The 24,246-nt window shown below is 71.1% G+C and carries 20 protein-coding genes and 1 pseudogene; 7 read left to right on the top strand and 14 right to left on the bottom strand.

Annotated elements, in window-relative coordinates:
* Nucleotides 1–150: 150 nt before the first annotated feature.
* The 3 genes from ACIBCK_RS29700 to fxsT all read left to right on the top strand — a co-directional run bounded on the left by ACIBCK_RS29700 (nt 151) and on the right by fxsT (nt 7,214).
* Nucleotides 151–1,257 (top strand): threonine synthase, encoded by a 1,107-nt coding sequence (locus ACIBCK_RS29700; RefSeq protein WP_399395162.1) that lies wholly within the window; start codon nt 151–153, stop codon nt 1,255–1,257.
* 204 nt (nt 1,258–1,461) lie between these two features.
* Complete coding sequence (locus ACIBCK_RS29705) at nt 1,462–2,913, top strand: hypothetical protein (protein ID WP_399395164.1); 1,452 nt, start codon at nt 1,462–1,464, stop codon at nt 2,911–2,913.
* A 398-nt stretch (nt 2,914–3,311) separates the two neighbouring features.
* The gene (gene fxsT, locus ACIBCK_RS29710; RefSeq protein WP_399395166.1) at nt 3,312–7,214 is read left to right on the top strand and encodes an FxSxx-COOH system tetratricopeptide repeat protein; all 3,903 of its coding nucleotides are present in this window, start codon (nt 3,312–3,314) and stop codon (nt 7,212–7,214) included.
* 36 nt (nt 7,215–7,250) lie between these two features.
* Here fxsT and ACIBCK_RS29715 read toward each other — a convergent pair whose 3' ends face one another.
* From ACIBCK_RS29715 to ACIBCK_RS29745, 7 genes are all read right to left on the bottom strand, one after another.
* Complete coding sequence (locus ACIBCK_RS29715; RefSeq protein ID WP_399395168.1) at nt 7,251–9,110, bottom strand: HEXXH motif domain-containing protein; 1,860 nt, start codon at nt 9,108–9,110, stop codon at nt 7,251–7,253.
* 59 nt (nt 9,111–9,169) lie between these two features.
* Nucleotides 9,170–9,334: a hypothetical protein gene (locus ACIBCK_RS29720; protein ID WP_399395170.1), complete on the bottom strand. Its 165-nt coding sequence runs from the start codon at nt 9,332–9,334 to the stop codon at nt 9,170–9,172.
* A 124-nt stretch (nt 9,335–9,458) separates the two neighbouring features.
* The gene (locus ACIBCK_RS29725) at nt 9,459–10,526 is read right to left on the bottom strand and encodes a trypsin-like peptidase domain-containing protein (protein WP_399395171.1); all 1,068 of its coding nucleotides are present in this window, start codon (nt 10,524–10,526) and stop codon (nt 9,459–9,461) included.
* Between the two features lie 12 nt (nt 10,527–10,538).
* Nucleotides 10,539–10,847, bottom strand: coding sequence for a trypco2 family protein (locus ACIBCK_RS29730; protein ID WP_399395173.1), 309 nt, complete (start codon nt 10,845–10,847; stop codon nt 10,539–10,541).
* Between the two features lie 106 nt (nt 10,848–10,953).
* On the bottom strand, nt 10,954–11,361 hold the full coding sequence (locus tag ACIBCK_RS29735) for a rodlin (protein WP_367049225.1): 408 nt from the start codon (nt 11,359–11,361) through the stop codon (nt 10,954–10,956).
* Between the two features lie 111 nt (nt 11,362–11,472).
* On the bottom strand, nt 11,473–12,363 hold the full coding sequence (locus ACIBCK_RS29740; protein WP_399395175.1) for an LCP family protein: 891 nt from the start codon (nt 12,361–12,363) through the stop codon (nt 11,473–11,475).
* Between the two features lie 642 nt (nt 12,364–13,005).
* The gene (locus ACIBCK_RS29745) at nt 13,006–13,416 is read right to left on the bottom strand and encodes a rodlin (RefSeq protein ID WP_399395177.1); all 411 of its coding nucleotides are present in this window, start codon (nt 13,414–13,416) and stop codon (nt 13,006–13,008) included.
* Between the two features lie 206 nt (nt 13,417–13,622).
* Here ACIBCK_RS29745 and ACIBCK_RS29750 point away from each other — a divergent pair, with 206 nt between their 5' ends.
* The 3 genes from ACIBCK_RS29750 to ACIBCK_RS29760 all read left to right on the top strand — a co-directional run bounded on the left by ACIBCK_RS29750 (nt 13,623) and on the right by ACIBCK_RS29760 (nt 15,518).
* Nucleotides 13,623–14,033: a rodlin gene (locus tag ACIBCK_RS29750; protein ID WP_399395178.1), complete on the top strand. Its 411-nt coding sequence runs from the start codon at nt 13,623–13,625 to the stop codon at nt 14,031–14,033.
* A 225-nt stretch (nt 14,034–14,258) separates the two neighbouring features.
* Nucleotides 14,259–14,516: a chaplin gene (locus tag ACIBCK_RS29755; RefSeq protein WP_399395340.1), complete on the top strand. Its 258-nt coding sequence runs from the start codon at nt 14,259–14,261 to the stop codon at nt 14,514–14,516.
* A gap of 99 nt (nt 14,517–14,615) precedes the next feature.
* Nucleotides 14,616–15,518 carry a chaplin gene (locus tag ACIBCK_RS29760; RefSeq protein WP_399395180.1) on the top strand — a complete coding sequence of 301 codons (903 nt, stop codon included), beginning with the start codon at nt 14,616–14,618 and terminating at the stop codon, nt 15,516–15,518.
* Nucleotides 15,519–15,866: 348 nt separating this feature from the next.
* Here the strand turns inward: ACIBCK_RS29760 and ACIBCK_RS29765 are convergent.
* Nucleotides 15,867–16,032, bottom strand: a pseudogene (locus ACIBCK_RS29765) (dimethylaniline monooxygenase); the annotation flags it as partial.
* Between the two features lie 160 nt (nt 16,033–16,192).
* Here ACIBCK_RS29765 and ACIBCK_RS29770 point away from each other — a divergent pair.
* The gene (locus ACIBCK_RS29770) at nt 16,193–17,425 is read left to right on the top strand and encodes a glycoside hydrolase family 26 protein (protein ID WP_399395182.1); all 1,233 of its coding nucleotides are present in this window, start codon (nt 16,193–16,195) and stop codon (nt 17,423–17,425) included.
* A gap of 46 nt (nt 17,426–17,471) precedes the next feature.
* Here ACIBCK_RS29770 and ACIBCK_RS29775 read toward each other — a convergent pair whose 3' ends face one another.
* From ACIBCK_RS29775 to ACIBCK_RS29800, 6 genes are read right to left on the bottom strand one after another with little or no spacing between them, the layout of a single operon-like run.
* Nucleotides 17,472–18,599 carry a GNAT family N-acetyltransferase gene (locus ACIBCK_RS29775; RefSeq protein WP_399395184.1) on the bottom strand — a complete coding sequence of 376 codons (1,128 nt, stop codon included), beginning with the start codon at nt 18,597–18,599 and terminating at the stop codon, nt 17,472–17,474.
* Entirely contained in the window at nt 18,599–19,258 is a 660-nt protein-coding gene (locus ACIBCK_RS29780) for a lipopolysaccharide biosynthesis protein (protein WP_399395186.1), read from the bottom strand. Before ACIBCK_RS29780 ends, ACIBCK_RS29775 begins: the two co-directional genes overlap by 1 nt.
* The gene (locus ACIBCK_RS29785) at nt 19,258–20,433 is read right to left on the bottom strand and encodes a glycosyltransferase (protein ID WP_399395187.1); all 1,176 of its coding nucleotides are present in this window, start codon (nt 20,431–20,433) and stop codon (nt 19,258–19,260) included. The genes ACIBCK_RS29780 and ACIBCK_RS29785 overlap by 1 nt, the downstream gene beginning before the upstream one ends.
* Nucleotides 20,430–21,215 (bottom strand): polysaccharide deacetylase family protein, encoded by a 786-nt coding sequence (locus ACIBCK_RS29790; protein ID WP_399395189.1) that lies wholly within the window; start codon nt 21,213–21,215, stop codon nt 20,430–20,432. The genes ACIBCK_RS29785 and ACIBCK_RS29790 overlap by 4 nt, the downstream gene beginning before the upstream one ends.
* Entirely contained in the window at nt 21,205–22,857 is a 1,653-nt protein-coding gene (murJ, locus tag ACIBCK_RS29795) for a murein biosynthesis integral membrane protein MurJ (RefSeq protein WP_399395191.1), read from the bottom strand. Before murJ ends, ACIBCK_RS29790 begins: the two co-directional genes overlap by 11 nt.
* A complete protein-coding gene (locus ACIBCK_RS29800) occupies nt 22,854–24,245 on the bottom strand; it encodes an O-antigen ligase family protein (RefSeq protein ID WP_399395192.1) in 1,392 nt (463 codons plus the stop codon). The genes murJ and ACIBCK_RS29800 overlap by 4 nt, the downstream gene beginning before the upstream one ends.
* Between the last annotated feature and the right edge of the window lies 1 nt (nt 24,246).

The raw sequence follows: 24,246 nt of genomic DNA on the forward strand, positions 1-24,246 counted from the left end.
TTGCCCTCACCGCGACGAAAACTTGCCTTCGTCGGGACGAAAGATTGGCGGATCCATAGGAATCTCACAAGGGTCAGGACCGGACGTAACATGACCGCCACGCACCCGTCATGACACATCGGCCCCAACTGCCCCAACTAACCTGCCTACATGACAGCATTGCCGGATTGTTTCTGCCCCACCGACGGAACCCGTGTCCCCTCGGGCACCCTCGCCTGGTGCTGCCCCGTCTGCCGCGGGCCCCTCGACCTGGACTTCTCCCCCAATCCCGCACCGCTGAAGTCTCTGAACGGAAGGGTCAATTCACTGTGGCGGTACGCGGAGTCCCTGCCCTTGCCGGCCCCCGCGTTCTCACTCGGTGAGGGCCGCACACCGCTCGTACCGCTGGATGGCGCGATCTCGGCCAAGCTCGACTTCCTGATGCCGACGCTCTCCTTCAAGGACCGCGGCGCGGTCATGCTCGCCGCCCTCGCCCTGCGCCTCGCCCCGGATCGGGTGATCGCCGACAGCAGCGGCAACGCGGGCACGGCGATCGCCGCCTACTGCGCGCGGGCCGGGCTGCCCTGCACGGTGTACGTCCCGGAGGGCACGTCGCCGAAGAAGCTCGAACAGATCGGCGCGCACGGGGCACGGCTCGAAGTCGTCCCCGGCGACCGCGAGAAGACGGCCTGGACGGCCCGGATGGCGGCCGACGAACCGGGCACCTTCTACGCCTCGCACGTCCACAACCCCTACTTCCTGCAAGGCACCAAGACCTACGTCCATGAGCTGTGGGAGGACCTGGGCGGCCGGCTGCCGGACGCCCTCGTCGTGCCCGTCGGCAACGGCACCCTGCTGCTCGGCGCGGCCCTCGCGGTGCGCGAACTGCACACGGCGGGCCTGATCGCGAAGGCTCCCGCGCTGTACGCCGTGCAGGCCGCCGCGGTCTCCCCGCTGGCCGAGGCGTGGCGGGCGGGCGCCGACGAACCCCTGGGCACCACCCCGGCGGCCCCCACGCTCGCGGAGGGCATCGCGATCCCGCAGCCGCCCCGCGCGCGCCAGATCCTGCGGGCCGTACGCGGTCTCGGCGGCGGCTTCCTGACGGTCACGGAGGACCAGATCCGCGCCGCCCAGCTGGACCTGGCGGGACGCGGCCTGTACGTCGAGGCGACCGGCGTCGCCTGCTGGGCGGCCGTACGGGACGGAGCGCTGGGCGAGCGGACGGCCGTGGTTCCGCTGTGCGGGGCGGGCCTGAAGTCAGGGCTCGCCGACGGCTGAGATTGCTCGAACGGGTGAACTCGCTTTTACGACACGGCAGTTGACATCGCCCGGGTTTACGCCCACAGCCCAGCTCCGCACATGGCCGGAGGCCTGCCCTGAGCTGGACTGTGGCCGTACGCTTGTCGCCACCATCGATATGGCGGTGCGATCGGGGAGGTCACGGGGGTGGACGGGCGCAGCCCTGCGAGGGTTCGCAACGAATTGGTCGCCGACATCGTCGACGTACTGCAGGATTCGAGCACGGTACGGCAGGAGAACAGCGCCGATCTCTGGGTGCGCATGCTGAGCGAAGAGCTGGAGCACCCCGTGGAGCCGCTGCGCAACGCGGCGCTGCGGCCCTGGCTGCTGCAACTGGTGGAGCACTGCGGGCAGCTCCCCGACGGCCTGCCGAGTCTGGTGCGCTGTCTGCAGTATCTGGAGCAGCAGTCCGCCGCCATCGTGTCGCTGCTGCGGCTCGTGGACGAGTGGGAGGCCGTGGAGTTCTTCGACGGCGCCGACCTGCATCCCTTGCAGCCCATCCTCCGCGACATGCGCTCATCGGCGGGCCTCGCCACACTCGCCCGGCGGGCAAGCCGCTCACGCACCCAGGAATTACCCGCGTGGTGCGACACGGGATGGGCAGTCTTTCTACGACTGGCCGGCGACAACACCGCCGCGAAGGAACTCCCCGTCAGCATGGCGTTCCTGGCCCTGGCCGCCGAACGGCTCGTGGAGGACGGACAGATGGAGGCAGCGGAGGACCTGCGTCGCTGGAACCGTCAGCAGGCAAGGACGTGGGGCCTTGAGGAGCAGATCGCCGACTGGCAGCGCGGCGACCTGGCCCGGCAGGCACCGCCGTCCATGGTGCCCGCGTATCTGATGATCCAGTTCGAGCCCGACGGAGTGGACCCCGACCGCTACTTCCTCTCCCACTGGCGGCAGTCGGACGCCGAGGGCTGGCATCCCGTGCCGGGCGAGACCGTGCATCTGCACCGCGACGACCTGCCGTCCGAGGTCGAGGTCCTGATCGAGCAGACCGAGGAGCGGTGGGCGGACCTGCGACAACCGGTCGTCCTCGAATTCATCCTCCCGTGGGAATTACTCGGCGAGCCCGTCGAGTGGTGGCACAAGGAGTCCTCGTCCTCCTCCCCGACCCCTCTGGTGATGGACTACGCGGTTCTGATCCGCAGCTTCGAGCGCCTGCGCAAGGCCGCCTGGCACCGTCCCTGGCACAAGAAGTGGCGCCAGCTCAAGGAGCAGCCCGCCGACAGCCATTCGTACTTCAACCCTCCCGGCCAGTCGCACTTCCATCTGGAGCGCGAGCTGAAGGAGGACGACCACGCGGTCTGCCTGGTCCTGAGCCAGCCCCCCGGCAGCAACTCACCTGCCAGCCATGAGGAGTTCATGGCGGGACTGCGCGCGGGGGTGCCCGCGATGATCTGGCACCGCGGCGACTGCGGCGACCCCGCCTTCAAAGAGGCGGTCGCCGAGATGGTCCAGGACAGGGGCCTCGCCGGTCTGGTGACGCGCGCGGGAAATTGGCGCAAGGAAGCACTGGCGCTGGGCCCCGAGGGCTGGGACAACCACGTGGGACGCCATCTGGCGATCCTGCTCGACGACCCGGAACGCAGACCCGGGCCGCCGGGCCCCGACCGTACGCCGGTGACGAGTTGACCGGGCCCACCGGCCACCGGTCCGTGAACCTCCCGCACACGGCGAGAGGAGGTGCCGCGCCGTGACCGAGCCCGCCTCCGCTGCCGTACGGGCCTCTCCCACCGTGCGCACGCCTCTGCCCGGCGGGCGCACACCCTCGACGACTGGGCGCACGTCTCCGGCGGGCAGGCGCACGGAGCCACTCGCCAGGCACATCGCACACACCGCCGGAGGGGCGAACTCCCTTTCCCGGGGCGTGACTTCCGGCACGATTGCCGTGCGCCCCGGCCCATGCCGCCGTACCCCCTTGCTTGCACTGCGGGCGCACTGTCACGCTGCGCTTGTGGATGTCACGCACGCCCGCGCACTGCGGGACTCCGCACCATTGTCCTGGCCGCCACGACGCCTTGAGGGCGCATATGCATGACGACGGAGGGCAGCGGCAGGGACCGGCAACGCGGGCACGTCGTGAGGCCGCGTCCGTTCTCGGCCGACTCGGGCATGCGTCGGCAGGCCGGCCGGGCGGACAAGAACGCTCCGAGGCGGTCCTCGTCCTCGACAGCCACCTGACCATGCGGATCTGGGACCACGCCGTCGACGACCTGGTCGACGAGCTGAACCGCGAAGGGGACTTCGCGCGCGTACGCGTCCTGAGCCTGCGCGGCACCGACGAGACCGACCCGGCCCGCATCGGCCCCGAGGAACCGCTCGGCAGTGCGGGAGACATGCGCCGCGTGATCCTCGTACTCACCGACGGTCTCGCGGCCGGCTGGCGGTCGGGCGCGGTCATGCCCCTGCTGCGCGCCTGGAGCCGCACCTGCCCGGTCGCCGTCGTGCACGTGCTCCCCCAACAGCTGTGGTTCCGCACGGGCCTGGACGTAAGCCGGGTGCGGCTGCGCGCCGACCACGCCTGGGCGGCCAACAGCGCCCTCGACTGGGAGCTGCGCGATGCCCCCGTCGAGTCGCGCGACCCGGCAGAGCCGGAGGTGGAGGGGGACGCGGTCCTCGTGCCGGTCCTCGCCCTGACCAACCGCTGGGCCGAGGCCTGGACCCAGCTCGTCATGGGACCCGAACCGCGGTGGCTGGAGATGTCCGCCATCCGTGCGCGGGAGTGGAAGCGCAGGCCGGACGCCGCGCGAGCCCTGCCCTGGACGGACGAGGTCCCCGACCCGCGCAGCACGGTGCCCGCGGCGGAACGCGTGTCGGACTATCGCGCCGGAGCCTCACCCACGGCCTTCACCCTGGCCACGCGCTTATCGGCCGTCCCTCTGAGCCTCCCCCTGATCCGCAAGGTCCTGGAGACCACGCCGGGAGCCGGCCCCGCGCACGTGTCGGAGCTGCTGATGAGCGGCCTCGTCCGGCCCAGCGGAGAGCAGGGCGACGACATCACGGACGTGGCGTTCTCCTTCGCTCCCGACATCCGCGAGGAGCTGCTCGCGCTCGGCCGCCGCAGCGACACGGCCCGCATCCTGCACGACGTACGCGCGTTATTGGCGGGCGACGGCACCGGCGCCCCCTCGCTGCTCCCCTCCCCCGCCGAACCGCTCGACACCCTGGCCATGCCCCGGGTGAACAGTCGCAACATCGGCTTCCTCCGCGTGGAACTCGCCGCGCTGAGGGCACTCTCCGGACGTTTCATGCAGCGCGCCGCCCTGCTGGCAGGGGTACTTGGCTGGCACGATCGTCGATACGCAGTCAGCCTGGAGAAAAGCGGTCAAACCCCCGTCTCCCGGCCCCATCCTGAAGGAGTATTGGCGATGTCGACTACGTCCCAGCAAACAGTGGAGGGGGACCGCACATCACAGCCGCGCGTTTGGGGAAACCTGCCGCCCCGTAACCCGAACTTCACCGGTCGCGCGGAGCTGCTCGAACTGCTCGGCGAGCGTCTGCGGGAGGGCACGACCACGGTCCTGCCCGAGGCGATTCACGGCATGGGCGGCGTCGGCAAGACCCAGCTCGCCATCGAGTACGCGTATCGCCATCAGGGTGAGTACGACATCGTCTGGTGGATCCCCTCCGAGCGACCGGGCCAGATCGGTCAGGCGCTCGTCGAGCTTGCCGGGCGCCTGGGCCTGGAGACCAGCACCGAGGCGAACATCGCGGGCCCCGCGGTGCGTGAGGCACTGCGCGAGGGCCGGCCGTACTCACGGTGGCTGCTGATCTTCGACAACGCCGACAACCCCGAGCAGGTACGCCATTACTTCCCCACCGGGGGCAACGGCACGATCCTGGTCACTTCCCGCAACCGGCGGTGGGGCCTGGTCGGCGGCTCACTCGAAGTGGACGTCTTCACCCGCGAGGAGAGCAAGGAACTCCTGCGTCACTCCGGGCCGCCCCTCCAGGAGGACGAGGCGGACCGTCTCGCGGAGGCGCTCGGGGACCTGCCGCTGGCTCTGGAGCAGGCCGCCGCGTGGCGGGCGGAGACGGGCATGCCCGCTTCGGAGTATCTGCGCCTCTTCGAGAACAAGCGGACCGAGCTTCTCGAGACGTCCCCGCCCCCGGACTATCAACTGCCGGTCGCGGCCGCCTGGAACGTCTCCCTCGACCACCTGGAGAACCGCAGCCCATCGGCCCTGCGTCTGCTGCAGCTCTGCTCGTACTTCGCCCCGGACCCGATCTCGCGGTCCATCTTCTCCGGCCTCGGCAACAGCAGCATCTTCCCCGAGCTCGACGCGACGCTGAACGACCCGATGCGGCTCGCGCGCGCCATAAGGGAAGTGAACCGCTACTCCCTCGCCCGCATCGACCACCGTACGAACTCCATCGAGATGCACCGCCTCGTACAGCTCGTCCTGAACAACCGCATGTCTCCCGAGGAACAGGCCCGGATGCGTCACGGGGCGCACACCCTGCTGGCAGCGGCCGACCCCAAGTCCCCGGTCTCCCCGGCCAACTGGCCGCGCTACGCGGAGCTCTACAGCCACGTCATCGCGTCGGACGCGGTCAAGTCGGACCAGCCCTGGGTGCGCCAGCTCGTCCTGAACGTCGCCCTGTACCTCTACCACTGGGGCGATCACGACGTGGCGCTCGACTTCTCCGAGCGGGCCTGGGAGACCTGGCGGGACGTCTTCGGCGAGGAAGACCAGATGACGCTCATCATGGGGCAGAAGCTGGGCTTCTTCTACTGGGCCGTCGGCCGGCACCGCGAGGCCGCGGCGCTGGTCGCCGAGATCAGGGCGATCTACGAGCGCACGGCCCCGCCCGGCCGCGAGGACTCCCGCGAGGACGCCCTGGACGCGATCAACTTCGAGGCCGCGGTGCGCCGTGTCGAAGGCGATTTCGCCCGCGGCGCCGAGCTGGACGCCACGGTCTACGAGCGGGCACGCAGGGCCTTCGGCGAGGAGGACCCGACGACCCTCAACACCGCCCACAACCTCGCGGTGAGCCTGCGTCTGATGGGCCGGTACCGCCAGGCGTACGAACTGGACCAGCAGACCCTGGCGTTGAAGCTGCGTGTCCTCGGCCAGGACCACCAGCAGACGCTGCACACCGAGCTCAACGTCGCCATCGACATGCGCGAGACAGGGGACTACGTCGGCGCGCGTGCCCGCCATGAGGCCGTCATGATGGCCTATCGCGAGGTCTTCGGCCGCGGCAATCCCGCCGCGATCGGCACGGTGCGCCAGCTCAGCGAGGCCTGTCGCAAGGAGGGCGACCACGCCAAGTCCCTCGAACTGGCCCTCGACGCCAGCTCACGCTTCACCCGCCGGTACGGCGACAACCACCCTCAGTCGCTGTCCGCCGCCCTGACGCTGTCCATCGCCCTGCGCGAGAACGGCGATCTCCAGGCGGCACGTGAGCGTGGCGTCAAGGCCTGCCGGGGGTACCGCGAGATCTTCGACCCCAGCCACCCGCACGTGCTGTCGGCCGACATCGACCTCGCGGTGACGCTGCGTCTGCTCGGTCAGCCCGACGAGGCGCGCCGGCTCGACGAAACGGCCCTCTCCTCGCTCACCGAACGGCTCGGTGCGGCCCACCCCATCGCCCTGGCCTGCGCCATCAACCTGGCCAGTGACCTGGCCGCGCTCGACGACCACGCCGCGGCCCGAACGCTCGGCGACGAGACCCTTGAGCGTTGCCGCGGCACGCTCGGGGAAGACCACCCGACCACGCTGGCCTGTGCTTTGAACCTGGCGATGGACCTTGTGGCGGTGGGCGAGGAGACCGACGGGGCCACCCTGCGGGCCGACACGATCGCGCGGATGGAGCGCGTGCTCGACGAGCCCCGGCTCCGCTCGGAGAACGCCGCCCCGCACCCGGCCACCGTCCAGGCCAAGGCAGGACAGCGGGCCAACTGCGACATCGACCCGGTACCTCTGTAGCCAATCCGCCCGGTGGGGCCTTCGCGCCCCACCGCGCTAGTCCTGCTCCGGCGCGCCCCGCCCCAGCCACGCGGCCAGCTCCACCGGATCGGCCCGCTGCCCGGTGACGTGCTCCAGCGCGCTCTGTACGGCGCGGGCCCGCTCCGGGCAGTGGCGCAGGAGGCGGGAGGCATCCCGGTGCTCGGCCACCCCGGCCAGGGCCCTGCCAAGACCCGCCCAGGCGCCGAACGACGGTTTCTTGCAACCGAGTTGTTCGACGAAGGCGTCCCGCGCCCCGCTCAGGTCCCCGCGCGCGAGCAGCAGGTCGGCGCGGTGAACGCCCTCGATGTCGCCCGGGTCGGCCGCCGGGGCGCCGAGGCGGTAGCGGGCCAGGACGGCCGCGGTGTCCAGGTAGCGCGCGTCGGCGACCGGAGCGAGTGCGGGCCGCGCCGCGAGCGTGGCAGGAGGCCGGGGCTCTCCTCGCCGCCAGGCCCCCACGGCGTCCTCCACGGCCGCGACGGGCGGCCGCAGATGGTGGGCGCGCCAGCGGGCGCGGTGGTCGGCCGCCGCCTCTTGCGCCGCCGCAAGTTCGGCGGGCGGCACCGGCTCGGCCATCCATGCGTCACACCGCCCGCGCAGTGCGCCGATGAGGCGTCGCCCCAGGGAGGTCAGACGATCGTGGCCGTGCACGAGGTCCACGGTGGACGACACCTGAGCACGCCACAGGGCGAACTCGAAGTGGGCCATCGGGGCGTACGCGGCGTCGGCGGCATGCCGGTGGACGGACCAGAACCGGGCCACGCCGGCAAAGGCGTAGATCCCCTGGAGGAGCCCGCCCAGGGGCCGCGGATCGTCCCGCCACGGAGCGTAGAAGAGCTGCTCCTGCGCCCCCCGCGGGGCCGTCGGCTCGGTCAGCGGCCCCAGGTGGATCAGGCCGCCCAGCTTGGTGTGCTGGAACTCGTGCACCAGCGTCGCGGCGAGCTGGGCCACGTCGTCCGGCCGTGACGCCATGACACCGCCGAACGCGTCCCCGGCCGTGACGCTGTGCGGCCGGTAGCGTTCCCTGGCCGGCGTGGGCGCGAGCGACATCAGCCCGACGCGCATCGCCTCCGCGCTCTGCGGCTCGTCGCGCCGCAGGACCTCCCACGCCTCGGTGAGCTGCTCCTCCCACGTACGCGCCTCGGTGGCGGACAGCAGGCGGGGCGGGCTCGGGTGCGGGAAGGTGCGATAGGGGTCCAACTCGTCGAGCGCCAGGAGCTTTCCCGGCCCCGTCGGCTCCAGCTCCAGGCGGCGCACCGCGTGCCAGCCCGGCGCACCGCGGGACCAGTCGGGCCCCGCTGCCACCGTCCGTCGGCCCGCCGTGATCCGTAGCCGTCCCTCCCGCGCGTCGACCTGGGCCGTGCCCCACGGCTCCGCCACGTCCTCGAACACCGCGCAGCCCAGAGTGGGCAGCGGCACCCGGCCGTGGCGTACCGGCACGGTGAGGGAGAAGTCGAGGCCTGCCCGGGTCGCGGCGGCGGCGGCGAGCGCCGACAGGTGCCCGGCGACCACCCACAGGGGCGCGTCCTCGTAGGCCGTCGCGCCGCGCAGCCTGCGCAGGGCGAGCGACAGCCACATGCCGGTGTGCGGGCACATCAAGGTGTCCTCGAACGCCTGGGGCGCGTGCTGTTGGGTGCGCGCGAGCAACGTCCAGGCGGCACGGTGCGACAGGGGGTCCGTCCCGGCGGGCTGCGGCGGGTCACCCTCGCTCAGACCGTCGGCGAGGGCCCGCACCAGCAGCAGACGGCGGCTGCGCTCGGCGGTGACGAGTTCCTCCACGGCCGCGCCGCCGCCCTCGCCGCGCACCAGAGCGGCAGCACTGGACGCCGAGAGCCGGTGGAACGCCAGACCTGTCGTCGCCGTGCGCCTGTCCGACACGGATGCTCCACGCCTATCCGACATGGGTGCTCCACGGCGCGGTGACGGCCGCGGCCGTGTCAGTCGAAGCGGGAGGGGCTGTACGACATGGTGACGGCGCGCGCGTCGTCGATGTGGCGCAGCAGGGGTTCGAGCGACCCCGCGATGGCACTGCGGTCCATGGAGAGCAGCGCTTCAAGTGAAACCCCCGAGAGATCTACGAGATCGGACTCGACGGCAGGCATCGATTGCTCCACGGCTGCCAAGTCCCCTCCCGCGATTCCGTGCATGCGCCATCCCTTTCCCCCTCATGATGACCCAGCACGGCACGCTGCGAAACCCCGCATCCGAGCCGTGCCCGACATCAAGTCAGCTGTATCGCTTGGCCAGTTGGGCCGCCTCACGGTCAAGACGGGCCACTTCCGTCGACTGCCCCTCCAGCAGCCGGACGGTCTCCAGGAGCTGATCGAGCGTGCCCCGGTAGCGCAGACAGGTGTGCACGATGCCGTAGATGTCCATCCTGAGTCTGGGGTCCCTCGGGCGGTTCGCGGCGATCTCCGCGTCGATGCTCGCGAGCACCAGACCGAGCCCGCTCGCCTCCTTGAGGGCAGGCACCGCCACCAACGCGTCGACAAGCCCCATGAGTTCACGCAACGGCAGGTCAGGGGGGAGCCCCGCCAGGCTCGCGGGAGCCGCCTTCCCCTCCGCATCCGCCACGGAACCAAGCCCTCCAGGTGCCGGTAGCCCGGCGGCCTCGCCCAGGTGCGCCAACTCGGCCGACGACAGCGCGCCGTACCACTGCTCCACCCTTACCGCCGCGAGCCGTCCCAGGCCGTCCGACCGGTGATGGGCGCTGATGACTCCGATGACGGCGCCGCCGGACCAGACAGCCGCGCCGGACATTCCCTCCCACGGCGAGCGCTCCGGTTCGGGGTCCGCGCGCGGCGCGAGAACGGCCAGTTCGAGTGTGCCCTCGCGGCGGTTGGACAGGACGGAGACGGTCCCCGAGACATGGCAGGAGTCGCGGTACTGGCTGGGGGCGCCGTCATCGAGGAGGCGCATGCTGTCGTCCCGCAGCTTGAAGCGGGGAAACCCCATCGCGCTGACGGGAAGCACCACATCGGCGTCGGGCACGGTGCCGTATCGGGGACTCTCGACGGCGGCGGCCCCAGGCGGCACGGTCATGATCTCCAGGAGTGCCAGGTCCACGGCCTCGGCGAGCAGGACGACGCGTACGTCCGCGCTCCACTCCCCCGGCAGATCGGCGTCGAAGCGCACCCGCACCGACGTCACGGGCCCCGCGACCACATGTGCGGCGGTCAGCACGGACCTTTCCCCCACGCGGTAGCCGGACCCGCGCCGTCCGGGCTCCCCGCCCGGCAGCTCCACCAGTATTTCGGCGACCCGCGCCGCCTCGAGACCCTCTGCCGTCACCATGGGGGTCCGGGCTCAGCGCTCGCGCACGGTCCGGTCACCGCTGACCCAGGGCCGTTCACCGGAGCCGCGGACGCGGGGTTCCAGGCTGAGTGACACACGATGGGTGGTGCTGTTCGCCTGCTGGCCGGAGGCACCTGCCTCGACGACCCAGAAGCGGATCCTGCCGTCAGCTCCCGCGGACCGCTGGACGACGAACTCCGCCTCCAGCTGTACGGCACCCAGCTCGAAGCGCAGATCAGTGTCCTCGGCATCTTCGGCCGCGGCCATGGCGGCGGAGAGTTGCCCACGTAACTGCGCGATCATTTCGGCGAGTTCAATCACGCCGGGCCTCTACCCCCGGCGTGTCGCCTCCACACGGTGGAGGCGACACGGGGGGAGAGCCGAAGGGGCCGGCCGGCACGACGACGGCCGGCCCCCGAGGGCTTGGTCAGCCGTTGCCGGAGCCGTTGCCCGACAGGACCGGGATGTCGTTGAGGATGTGCGAGATCGGCTCGTCGCCCTTGGCCTGCGTCGAGTTCTCGGTGCACTGCTGGTTCTGCGGCGCCGACAGGACCGGGATGTCCTGGACACCGACGTTCACCAGCGCGACGAGCGAGGTGACGTTCGCCTTGACCGGCAGGGCGACACAGGGCTTGTTCAGCGTGCCCTGGACGAGCGTGAGCTGGGGGCTCTGGTTGCCCTTGGTCGCGGAGTTGCCGAACGCCGTCTCGGCGCCGTTGCCGCTGAGCGACGTGGTGCCGCGGTCGTCGCCGATCGCCAGGGCCTGGGGGGCCATCCCTGCCGAGATACCGGCGACGGAGGCGGCAATGGCCGCGGATGCCCACAGCTTGTTCATTTTGATTCCCTTCAAGAGCGGGCTCCCTTGGCAGAGCCGCGTGATGATCAACTGCCTGACACGGCGATGGTTTCGACCTTCGACCCGGTTGGCCCAGTAATCAGAGCGCCGTCAACGGCATTCCAAGGTGTCACCGCGAACGGTCGCCGGGCTCTCGAAGCGCGGCGGATCGCTCAGCCTGGCTTGCGAGTCGGGGGTCGTCAGGGGCTGGTCCTGCTGGAGAGCCGTGAAGACCTTGCCGGCCTTGGCCCTGTCCCACTGGAGCGCTCCGTTCAGCTTCCCGCTGAAGCCACTGACCGGCACCGTGGTGAACTCCATGGACGACGCGGGGAGCCTGCCAAGACGCGTCGCCAGCGTCAGGACCTGCTCGGTGCTGAAGCCCCGGTCGACCCGCGCCGAGCCGACGAGCAGCCGTGCGAGCCGCGCCGCCCTGACCGGGTCGGCCAGGACGTTCTCCGTCCGTACGCCGCGCAACGCGGCGACGAGGAAGCGCTGCTGGCGCTGGATGCGCCCGAAGTCGGCGCTGTTGTCGACGTGGCGGGAGCGGACGTACTGCAAGGACCGGCCGCCGTTGAGCAGATGGCTGCCGGGAGCCAGGTCGAGCTTCGTCGTCTTGTCCTTGAGCGCGCGGGGCGTGCAGACCTGTACGCCGCCGACCGTCTCGACGCTGTCCATGAAGCGCCGGAAATCGAGCTGCAGATACCGGTCGACGCGGACGCCGGTCATCGACTCGACCGTCCGCACCGAGAGCGCGGGACCGCCTTGCGCATAGGCGCCGTTGATCTTCCCCGGCCGTGCGGGACGTTCCTGCCCCGTGGCCTTGTCACGGTGGGCCGGGATGTCGGCGTAGGAGTCCCTGGGGAGGCTGACGACGCTGACGCGGTCCTGTGCCTGCGAGACATGGACCAGCATGAGCGTGTCCGTGCAGTCGCAGGCGACTCCGCCCGCGTAGTACTCCCGCTTCTCCTTGCGCGTAATGGTGTCGCGGCCGTCCGTCCCCATCAGAAGGATATTCGTACCGCTTCCCTCGTTCGGTCGATTCTTCATGTCGCCGAAGACATCGACGCGTTGGACAGGGAGCGGCAGTGCCGCGGCATTTCCCATTCCCACGGCGGCGGCGACCAGAAGAATCACCGGGACGGCGCCGCGCAGCCTTCGCGCACGCCGGGATCCGGCCGATGACTTGACGTGAGTACGCAAGCTGAACTCCGCTGCGGGGGAACCGGGACGAAGAAACGGTAAACCGCTCGTCGGCACCGCCGAGTGCGGGAGTTCGTGGCGCGCACGAACAACAACTCGTTCGCCCTAAGCCGTTCGGTTTCCCCGGATGTCACATCTGGAACAGATGGCTCGACACACGCCCGTCGATGGCGAGGGAACATGGCTGACTTCAAGCGTCAATGGAAGCGGCAGAGCCTCATCCCGGTGAGCAGGAATTCTCCGGAGTGCCGCGTCGATGACCCCATCTTCACGTCGTTGCAGGATTCCTGGGCGCGGCAGGGGAGAACCGTTCCGGGCCGTCCCGACCAGGAATGGAGAGCGCTCGTCACGCGCGATCACTGGCCGCGGGGCTGATCGCGGACGGTGGGGCACACGGCAGCGGGCCGCCGGTGAACGGCGGCCCGCTGTGCGATGCGTGAAGGATCAGTGGTTGCCCTTGCCGTTCCCGGACAGGACCGGGATGTCGGAGAGGATGTGCGACAGCGGCTCGTCGCCCTTGGCCTGCGTCGAGTTCTCGGTGCACTGCTGGTTCTGCGGCGCCGACAGGATCGGGATGTCCTGGACACCGACGTTGACGAGCCCGACGAGCGAGGTCAGGTTCGCCTTGACGGGGAGACCGATGCAGGGCTTGTTCAGCGAGCCCTGGATCAGCGCCATCTGCGGGCTCATGTTGCCGTACGTGGCGGAGTTGCCGTACGCCTGCTGGGCGCCGTTACCGCTGAGCGACGTCGTGCCGTGGTCGTCGCCGATCGCCATCGCCGACGGAGCTGCTGCGGCCGACATGCCGACGACGGAGACAGCAACCGCGGCTGCGGCCATACCCTTCTTGATCACAACTAATTCCCTTCTGGAGAAACCCCGTTCGCCGGAGCGCTCTGATTAACTCCACGCCCTGCGCTTAGTTGCTCCCATTCACTCTGATGGCCCAATGCGGAGCAGACACGCACCCCAACCGAGTGAAGCCCCGAAACTCAAACTCGCGCCGACCGGTTGTTCAGTCCGCAGTGACTCGAGCTTCTGCCAGAAAAGGAACACACAAAATGATGAAGAAGGCTATGGCCACGGCGGCAGTTGCCGTTTCCGTCGTCGGTATGTCCGCCGCGGCGGCCCCGTCGGCGCTGGCCATCGGTGACGACCACGGCACCACCTCCCTGAGCGGCAACGGCTCCAAGCAGGCGTACGGCAACTCCGCGACGCACGGCGACATGAGCCCCCAGCTCTCCCTCGTCCAGGGTTCGCTGAACAAGCCCTGTGTCGGTCTGCCGGTCAAGGCGAACCTGACCTCGCTGGTCGGGCTCGTCAACGTCGGTGTCCAGGACATCCCGATCCTGTCGGCGCCGCAGAACCAGCAGTGCACCGAGAACTCGACGCAGGCCAAGGGCGACGAGCCGCTGTCGCACATCCTCAACGACATCCCGGTCCTGTCCGGGAACGGTGAGCTCAACGGCTGACCTGCCGGCTGAGGATCGCTCGGGCCGCCTGACCGCCGCACGGCGTGGCAGGCGGCCCGGGCTTCTTCATTCTCCGATGCGGTAACTCGAATGCGGTAATTCGGGTGAATTTACTGAACGGTCGAAACCGGCGGTTTCCTCGGGACCGTCAACTCGTTTGCCAACTGCGGGTCATGGTGCGAGACGTACATGAAGTGCTCGCTCGGTTTCGACTGCCAGATCGGCATGACCACAGAGAAGGGAACATCTGTGAAGCACAAGAAGAGCGCGACGATCATCGCTGGTGTCGTGATGGCCATGAGCATGGCTGCCCCCGCCTTCGCCGACTCCGGTGCCCAGGCCGCGGCCGTCGGCTCCCCGGGCGTTCTCTCCGGCAACGTCGTCCAGGTCCCGCTCCACGTTCCGCTCAACGTGTGCGGCAACACCATCGACGTGATCGCCCTGCTGAACCCGACGTTCGGCAACACCTGCGCCAACGTCTGAGGTAGCACCCAGCCACCAGGCTGCTTTTCATGGCCGGCCTCGGAGCGCGTCGCTACGCCTCCAAGGCCGGCTTTCCACTGCTCAGAGGAAGACAACTAGATGCGACAGGTCATTGGTAAAGGGATGCTCGCGACCGCGGCCGCGAGCAGCATCCTCTCCCTGTCCGGCTCGAACGCGTTCGCCGCGGGCGGGGACGCCGTGGCGGCGAATTCGCCCGGGATCTTGTCGGGGAACAGCGTGCAGGCCCCCGTCGAGGTGCCGGTGAACGCCTGCGGCAACAGCGCGAACGTGGTCGGCGTGGGCAACCCCGCCATGGGCAACAACTGCGCGAACGCGGGGGCTTCGCACAAGGAGCACCGCGGAGCACCGGAACGTACGGTGACGCAGGAGCGAGGGGGCAGCGCGCGGACGGACGAAGGCCGGGGTTACGGCTCGGATGACGACCACACCCCGGACAGGGACAGCCACTCGGGCACCCACGGCTCCCACCCGGGCTCCCACCCGGGCACGCACGCGGGCACCCAGTCGGTGGCTCAGGGCGAGGCCACCAACTCGCCCGGCGTCCTGTCGGGCAACAACGCCCAGGCGCCCGCGGACGTCCCGGTCAACGCCTGCGGCAACACCGTGGACATCGTCGGCCTGCTCAACCCGACGGGCGGCAACAGCTGCTCCAATGGGGCGCCCGCGCCGAAGCCCCCGCGGCACGAGACGCCTCCCTCGACCGAGCTGCCGCCCGAGGCGGAGACGACTCCCCGGACCGTCGAGCCGCCGACCGATCGTGCCATGCCGCCCGTGAAGGCCGGTCCGCCGCAGTACGTGGCCTCCTCGACCTCGGCATCCCGGCAGGCGCCGTCGGTCGCCCACGAGGCGCAGCACGCGGCAGCCCGGCTCGCCGCGACCGGCGGGGACCAGGACCTCCTGACCGCCGCAGCCGCCAGCGCCGCCCTGCTGGTCGGCGGGGGGATCCTGTACCGCCGCGGACGCGCCTCGTCCGGCCGCTAGGACACCCGGACACGCAACTGGCGGGGAAGAGACACCCGAGGGTCTCTTCCCCGCCAGGAGGCGAGGGGGGCCGGCCCGCGAGGGGGGTGTTGCCGACCTACGGCGAAGACGCCGACGGCTGGCGGAGGGCAACCAGGCCCGTCCCATGACGACAGAGTCCACCACCTGACCACCGTGGACGAAGAACCGATTCACCCGTTCGCCGACCGCATCACCTGATCGGGTTCCCGAGAGGCGGAGTTCCCCCCTCGGAGCTTGACGACCGGGGGCCCCGTACCAGCCGACGCCCCGTGCACGAAGCGCATGGCCGGACCAAAGCTGAACGCCGTCACCAGGCCCGCCGCACGGTCGCAAGCCGCACCCGGCCCGCCGCGAGTGACGCCTCGACGACCCCCGCCACGGGCGCTGCCACGTCGGAGGCACGCTGTTCCAGTTCAGCCGGCGCGAATGGGCGAGCACCCGAAACGCGCGTTCCCTGCTCGGCGAGGAGCTCCGCGGTCTCCAGGGCTGCCTGCCGAAGGGCAGCACACCGACGCCACGGCACGGCCGAATCCTCTCCATTTGATCCCCCATGCGGGCGGTGGGCACGCCCAGAGGATTACGGGCTCGATCGGCGCAATAGAAATACATATGACTGAGTGTCAGTAGACGGAGGCGCAGCATAAGGAGCGGACATGGCCTTGCAGAGACGCCGGACCATCAGTAAACGGCCGGCATTCGTTGCCACCGGAATCATCGTGTCGGCAGCGCTCGCCGTCGGACCCGGTTACGCGTGGGGAGCCGGACAGGACCCCGAGCCACCGGCCTCCCTGCCCGGCCTGCCGACGACGGCGGCGGCGACGACGACGCCCCCGGCTGCCTCCCCCTCCCCCACCCCTTCCCCCACCGTCACGACGCCCCCGGTCGGTTCGCCCGCGTTCGGCGCCTACCTCACGTACGGGCCCCAGGGCGTGGAGCGCATGACCGACCTCAGCAAATGGCTGGGCGGTGCCGAGCTGCGCGTGGGGCACACCTATCTGCCGGGTGACCGGTGGAGCAATATCGAGGGGGCCCCGAACTTCCTGGAGAGCTGGGCACAGTGGCGGCGCGCGAAGGACGACCGGCTCTTCGTGCTCAACGTCCCCATGATGGAGCGCAACGAGGACCACGTCGGCGACTGGGAGGTCCGTTCACTGCTCCGCCGGGCCGCCGCGGGCGCGTTCGACCAGCATTTCCGCGTCCTCGCCGAGCGGCTCGTGAAGCTCAATGTTCCGGACACCGTCGTGGTGCTCGGCTGGGAGATGAATGGCACCACGTACACCCACCGGTGCGGGCCCGATCCGGAGTCCTGGAAGAAGTACTGGAAGCGCATCGTCACGACGATGCGTTCGGTGCCGGGCCAGAAGTTCAAGTTCGACTTCACACCGAACAGGGGCCGGGACGCGATTCCCTGGACGCAGTGTTATCCGGGTGACGACGTCGTGGACATCGTCGGCATGGACTCGTACGACCAGCCGATGGGCACCGACTTCGCCGAGCAGGTCAGCGAGCCGTACGGCCTGAAGCAGCACGTGGAATTCGCCAAGGCCCACGGCAAGGAGATCTCCTACCCGGAGTGGGGCCTCTTCCGTAACGGCGACAACGAGGAGTACATGCGGAAGATGCTCGCCTGGATGGACGAGCACAAGCCGCTGTACAACACCGTCACCGACTACTGCCCGCACGGCGTATGGCAGTGCGACGACAATCCCAAGTCGTCCAAGGCCTACCGGGCGCTGCTCTTCGGCCGCAAGGACACCGGGCCGACCCCGGAGCCGACGAAGCCCACGACACCGCCGAACTGTTCCCCGCTGAACCTGGGCGACTGGGTGGAGCACTGGCTCGGCGGCAAGCTGTGCATGCGCCTCGACTGGTACAAGCGGTCGTAACCGGCACCGGTCAGGAATCAGGAACCGGTCAGGAATCAGGTACCGGTCAGGACCGTTCCTGGCGTTCCCCGCGCTTGCGCCGGAACTCCTTGGCCCGGCTGCGGGCCGCCGCCTCCCACGCGGCGGCCCGCAGTACAGGAGCGGTGCGCCGGCGGGCGAGGAGCAGCCGGTGGTTGGTCGCCTCCTCGGGGCGCCAGTGGTGCTTGTACGGTTCGTCGCCGCGCAGGAGGCTGAGGACCCGGCTCCGGCCGCTGTCAGCGGCCTCCGTGGAGGCGTGGTACTCCGTGCAGGCGTGCAGGAGCATCGTCGCCACGTCCACCTTCCGCTCGCGCAGCCGCGGATCCGCCCCGTACAGATAGCCCCCGGCCAGGTGGGACGAGAGCAGGGTCAGATCGGTGGCCACCACGGCGTCGTCGAGCCGGAACTCGGTGACCACCGCGCCCCCCTCCCTGACCATGAGCCCGACCGACCTGATCAGGTGCTCCGAGAACCGCGGCCGGAGGTGCTCCGGGGTCACCTTGCGCCCCTGCCACTGGAGTTGGTGCAGGCGCAGGAGCGTGCGCATGGAGTCGTCCACCTCGTCGAGCCCTACGACCCGTCGCTCGACGCCGACCGCCTGCAGCTTCCGGATCTTGGCGCGCGCCCGCTGTGCCCGGGGCGCGGGAAGCCGTCCGAGCAGCTCGGGCAGCGACGTGCTGGGCAGCTCCAGGCAGAGCGAGCCGGTGAGGCGGAGCCGGGGCCCGCTCCAGCGTTCGTAGATGCGCTCGACCGCGGCGCCCGACCTGACCTCGCGGAAGTCGATCAGTGCGCCGCGGGCCAGTTCCGACAGGCCGTCGGCCAGCGCGTCCGCGGCCTCGTCGGCGCACGCGTCGTCGAGCAGCACGTCAGTGAAGTCGGAGATCGCACCGCCCAGCGGCACGAGCACGGGGAGCGGTACGTACGCGCGCATCAGCGGCGCCGCGGCGACGAGCTCGCCGCCCCTGCGCACCAGGACCACGCGGAGGCGCCCGCGCGTGCCGTAGGAGAGCCACCAGGAGTGCAGCCACGCGTGGCTCTGGAACGGTGTCGCCGTCCGGCACCTGCGGTGCAGCCCGGCCCACGCCGTGGCGAGCGCTCCGAATTCCGCCTCGTCCGTGCAGAGTTCGACCGTCAGGGCACTGTCGGCCACCCCCATCACCTGTCCCGGTTGAGGTCGGCGGACTGCGCGGGGCCGGGCACCGCGGCCGACGGCGTGTCCTCGCCGCGGCGGGGGCGCACGAGGAGGGCGAGCCCGCCGAGCAGCCCTCCCGCGCAGGCCCCGACCAGGGCGGTCATGGGCGCGGTCGCCGAAGCGGGCGCATCGGGCTCGACAGCCCGGGAGAGCTGCAGGAGGCGTACCTGCGTGCTCTCCTTGGTGTGGTTCGCGTTGTTGGTCAGGGAGCGCGCCACGGCGTTGGCGATGTCGGCGGCCTTGCCCGGCTTGGCCGCGGACGCCGAGATGGAGATCATCGGGGCGTCGGGCGATGTGGCGGCCTGCACGCTCTCGCGCAGTGTCCGCGGCGAGACGCCCGACTCCACCTGTGCGTCGCCGAGCACCGCGAGCTGCGTGGCGACCCGGCCGTACGCCGTGGCGAAGCCCAGCGCGGCGGCGGGGTCGGAGTCCTTCTGCGGTACGGCGATCACATAGCTGGTCGCGGTGTACTCGGGTGTCGCGACCGCGCCGTACAGGCCGCCGGTGAGGGCGCCGAGCGTGGCGCCCGCGGGCAGGAGCCACCAGGCGGGCAGGCGCTTCACGCGGGCCAGCATCGGGGCCGCGTCGGCCGGGCGGAACCGCCTGCTGAGGGTATCGGTCATCAGGAACTCACTCTCGGGGTCGAGCCGGAGGCGGCTGCCTCGTATACGTGCATCAGCTGTGTTGCGCTGCGGGTGATGCTGTAGCGGTGCGCGGCCTCCAGGGGCAGGCGCGGCCGTGGGCCCGCCGACCGGGCCCGCAGCAGCGCCCGCGCGAAGGAATCCGGGTCACCCAGGACGCGTTCGGCGCCGACGGCCGCGTCCGGCGGGAGGTCCTCGACGGCGGGGCACCGGACGTAGAGCACCGGCAGCCCGGCGGCGAGACCCTCCACGACGGCGAGGCCGAAGGCCTCCTCGGGCGACGGCGATGCGAGGACGTCCATGGCGGCGAGGAGCGCCGGGAGGTCGGCCTCCGCCTCGGAGAGCCCCACCGCGAAACGCCCCTCCTCGCAAGGCCCCGCCTCTGCCGTGTGAGGCCGCTCCCCGGCGAACAACACCCGGTCCACAACGCCAAGTTGAGCCGCCGCCGCCCGCAGACCCGCCTCCTCGGGCCCGCCCCCCACCAGCAGTACACGCACGTCACGTGGCAGCCTCGCCAGGGCGTGCAGCAGGACGTCGAACCGCTTGCCGGGGGTGAGGCGGCCGACCCCGCCGACGACGAACGCCTCGTCCGGAAGGCCCAGTTGACGGCGCGCGGCGATCCGGGCCCGCGGGTCGAAGCGGAACCGCTCGACGTCGATGCCGTTCGGTACGACGTGGATGCGCTGCCGGGGCACACCCCAGCTCCTGAGCCGCTCGGCGACGGACGGAGAGACCGCCACCGTGGCCCGCCCCAGACGTTCGCCCGTCAGATACAGCGCGCGGACCCCCGCGGTGAGCGGCCTGCCCTCCATCTGCGAGTCGCCGAGGGAGTGTTCGGTGGCCACGACGGCGCGCGTCCCCGCCAGACGCGCTGCGATGCGGCCGTAGAGGCAGGCCCGGTACAGGTGGGTGTGCACGAGGTCGTATCCGCCACCCCGGATGACCTTCGCGAGGCGCGGCACCGCACCCAGGTCGCGGTTGCCGGACATGCCCAGGTGGATGACGCGCACTCCGTCCGCCGTGAGGCCGTCGGCGACCGGCCCCGGGTTGGTGAGCGTCACGACGTCACTGCTGACCGGCAAATGACGTAGGAGCAGGCGTAGTTGCTGCTCGGCGCCGCCGACCCCGAGGCCGGTGATGATGTGCAGGGCTCTCATTCGGTCACCGCCGGTTCGCGGACCGTACGGCGGCGCAGCCGGTTGAGCCGCAGCTTCAGCTGGAGCCGCAGGGCGGTGTCCTCCTGCCCGATGTGGACGCGCGGCACGGCGTGCACTCCGGTCAGGGCGCCCGGGGAGATCGCGCACCCGTAGCGGTAGCCGGCCGCTCGTACGGACTCGATGACGCGCTGGTCGACGGTGCCGTACGGATAGCAGAAGCCCTCGACCTCGCGGCCGATGAGGTCGGAGAGAGCGACCCGGCTGCCGCTGGTCTCCTGCCACAGCAGCCGGTCGTCCGCCTGCGTGAGGTCGACGTGGGTGAGGCCGTGCGAGGCGACCTCGATCCCCTCGGCGGCGGCGCGGCGGATGCCCTCCGCGTCGAGGAGCGGTTTGCGCGGGCCCAGCGGGTCCCACGCGTTGTCGCCCGCGAGGCGGCCGGGGAGCACGAAGAGGGTGGCGTCGAAGTCGTAGTGGTGCAGAAGGGGCAGGGCGTTGGTGACGAAGTCGGCGTACCCGTCGTCGAAGGTGAGGCCGACCAGGTCGCGCCCCTCGCCACGGGCGCGGGCCGTGAGCAGCCGCGACATGCTCACCCCGCGCAGGCCCTGGCGGCGCAGCCAGCGCAGCTGGGCCGCGAGGCGTTCGGGCGAGACGGTGATCTTGTAGGGGTCGTCCGCGCAGTTGGCCACGGAGTGGTACATCGCCACCCACATCGGCGCTTCGGGCAGCCAGTGCCGCGGGCGCCGGGTACGGGGGGTCTCACCGAGTGCTGTGTCAACGGACATGCGTGAGCTTTCGTGTGGCGGATGTGACGGAGCGGAGTACCGGCGCGACGGCCTGGGCCTTCAGGACCCAGAGCACCAGGACGAAGACGGCGCCGACGGCCGACGAACCGGCGGCGAAGGCGGCGAACGGCGAGCCGAAGCCGCCCGCGACGGCCCATCCGGCGGCGGTGGCACACCCCGTCGCGGTCACCGGCTTGAGCAGTTCGCCCACCACCCTGCGGACCCGGATCGGCACATTGCGCGGACCCATCCCGCACAGCAGCACGAAGGCGGTGACGCTGATGCCCGCCGCGTTGGCGAGCGCGATGCCGCGTACGCCCCACAGGTCCACCGTCCAGCTGCCGATCCCCGCGGTCGCGGTGACCCCGACCGCCATCGCGCCCAGCGGGAACCAGGTGGCGCGCCCGCCGGAGAAGTAGGAGCGGACGAGCGCTCCCACCAGCGTGTGGCCGAGGAGCCCCAGGGCGTACACGCGCATCACGGCGGCCGTGGCGACCGTGTCGTCCGCGGTGAACGCACCGCGCTGGAAGAGGAGTTGGATGAGCTGCGGCGCGCAGGCGATCACCACGGCGGTGCCGAGCAGGACCACGCAGCCGGCCAGGCCCAGGTCCCGCTCCACGCGCGACCTGGCGCGCTTGACGTCGCCGTCGGCCAGGGCGCGTGCGACGACGGGGAGCGTGACCGTGCACAGCATCAGGGAGAGCATCATCGGCACCTGCGCCACTTTCTGGGCGTAGTTGAGGTGCGAGATGGCCCCCGATTCCAGCGAGGACGCCAGGAAGCGCTCGATGAGCACCTGCGACTGCCGGCACAGCGCGAACAGCAGCACGGTGGCGACGAGGGCGCCGCTCATCAGCGCGGGTGACGGGAGACCCGGCTCCGTCTCGACGGGCGCTTCCGCCGTGTCACGGGTGAGCTGCCTCCAGAGCGAGGGGGCCTGGACGAGCACCATGAGTACGCCGCCGACCGCGACGCCCAGGGCCGCCGCCCGGACGCCGTAGCGCGGGGCCAGGACGAACACGGCGGTGATGATGCCGATGTTGTAGAAGACGTAGATGCCCGCCGGGGCCACGAACCTGCGGTGGGCGCGCAGGGCCGCACTGCAGTACCCCGCGAGGCCGAACGTGAAGACGCAGGTGGCGGTGAGCAGCGTGCAGTCCACGGCGAGCCGCGGGTCGGGCAGCCCCGGCGCGAGGATCTCCACCAGGACGGGCGCCCCGGCCATCAGGATCAGCGCGACGGCCCCGGAGGCCAGCATCAGGCGGGGCAGCGACTTGGCGACCAGGGCGCGGACCGGGTCGCGGCCCGTGCCACGGCCGCGGCGGGCCAGCGCCATGCTGAAGGCGGGGACGAGCGCGAACGCGAGGCCGTCCTCGATGAGCAGGGTGGTGGCCACCTCGGGGACGGTCCACGCGACGAGGAAGGCGTCGGTCTCGGGGCCCGCCCCGAAGAAGTGGGCGAGCGCCTGGTCGCGTACGAGCCCGAGCACCGATCCGGCCACCGTGAGGAACGCGGTGACCAGCGCGGCCTTGGCGAGGAAGCCGTTGGAGGGGTCGGCGCCCCTGACGGGCTCGGCCCCGGTCGCCGGAGCGGGCACCGTGCCTGCCGCTTCCGTGTTCACGGAGTGGGTCGTGGAGGTCATCGCGGTACCTCCCCCGGCGCCACGGCGGACAGGGCGCTGCCGGACAGCGCCCACCAGGCCACGAGCCCGAGGACCACGGCCGTGAGCACCGTCGACGGGCCACCGATGTCGGCGTAACTGAAGTCCACCAGCTGCCAGACCAGGAGCCCGCACGCGGCGAGCGCGCAGTCCGCGCCGACGCCCCCGCGCACCCGGGTGAGGCGTCGCAGGCCGAGCAGCAGGAAGGCCGCCCAACTGCCCACCAGGGCGCACAGGCCGAGCAGGCCCTGTTCGCCGAGGACGAGCAGGTACATGTTGTGCGGGGAGAGCAGCGGCTGGCGGCTGAACTTCGCGCCCGCGCCCGCGGTGTCGCTGGCCGATGAAAGGGCGAGCGAGGCGTGGCTGTCGCGGTGGTCGGGGAAGGCCTTGAGCCCCACGCCCGTCACCGGCTCGGCACGCCACATGTCCACCGCGGCGGCCCACATGGTGTACCGGTCGGTGACCGACTGGTCGGGGGCGTCGGTGACCTGCGTGATGCTGGCGACGCGCTCCTGGAGCATCTGCGTGCCGATGCCGAACCCGCCCACGAGGACCACGGCTGCGGCCGCCGCCACCGCGAGGGCCCGCAGCGCGTTCCGTACGCCCGCGAGGCCCAGCTGCGCGCCGCAGGCCACGACGGTGGCGATCCAGGCGCCACGGCTGAAGGAGAGCGCGAGCGGAACGATCAGAAGCAGCGCGCACACCAGAGCCAACTGCCTTTGGCTCACCACCATTTGACGCTGCATCGGGGAAGCCGGGCCGAGCGCGAGGGCGACCGCGCACACCAGGCCGTACGCCACCACGGTCGACATCCCCATGACGTCCGTCGGGCCGAAGGTGCCCACGGCCCGGACGTCCGAACCCATGTAGCTGGCGCCCGTGCCCGTGGCGTACTGGTAGACGCCGATCGAGCCCTGGAAGAGGGCGAGGGCGATGAGGGACCAGGCCACCAGGCGGAAGTCGCGGCGGTCGCGCACGAGCATCAGGACGGCGGCCGGTACGAGGACGAAGATCTGGAGGTAGCGCACCAGGCCGGTCACCCCGGCGGACCCGGTGCTCGCGCCGACCGCCGCGACGGCGATGCCGAGCACCGGCAGACCGAGCACGACGGCGGCGGTCCGCGTCAGCGGCCGACGCGCCGCGCGCACGGTGCGGGCCACGCACCAGAGCACCACCAGAGCGGAGGCCGCGTCGGCGATCGTGCCGCCACCGGAGCCGCCGCCGGAGCCGCCGTCGCCCGGCGCCGCGGGGAGCGCGAGCAGGGCGACAAGGGCCATGACGGGCAGCACGGGCCCCGCGCTCCGGAGTGCGGACGCCAGTGCCGCGGCCGGCGATCCGGCCGGGAAGATCGTGATCGGGGCGGCGTTCAAC

Source organism: Streptomyces sp. NPDC051218 (assembly GCF_044455475.1).
Taxonomy (GTDB): domain Bacteria; phylum Actinomycetota; class Actinomycetes; order Streptomycetales; family Streptomycetaceae; genus Streptomyces.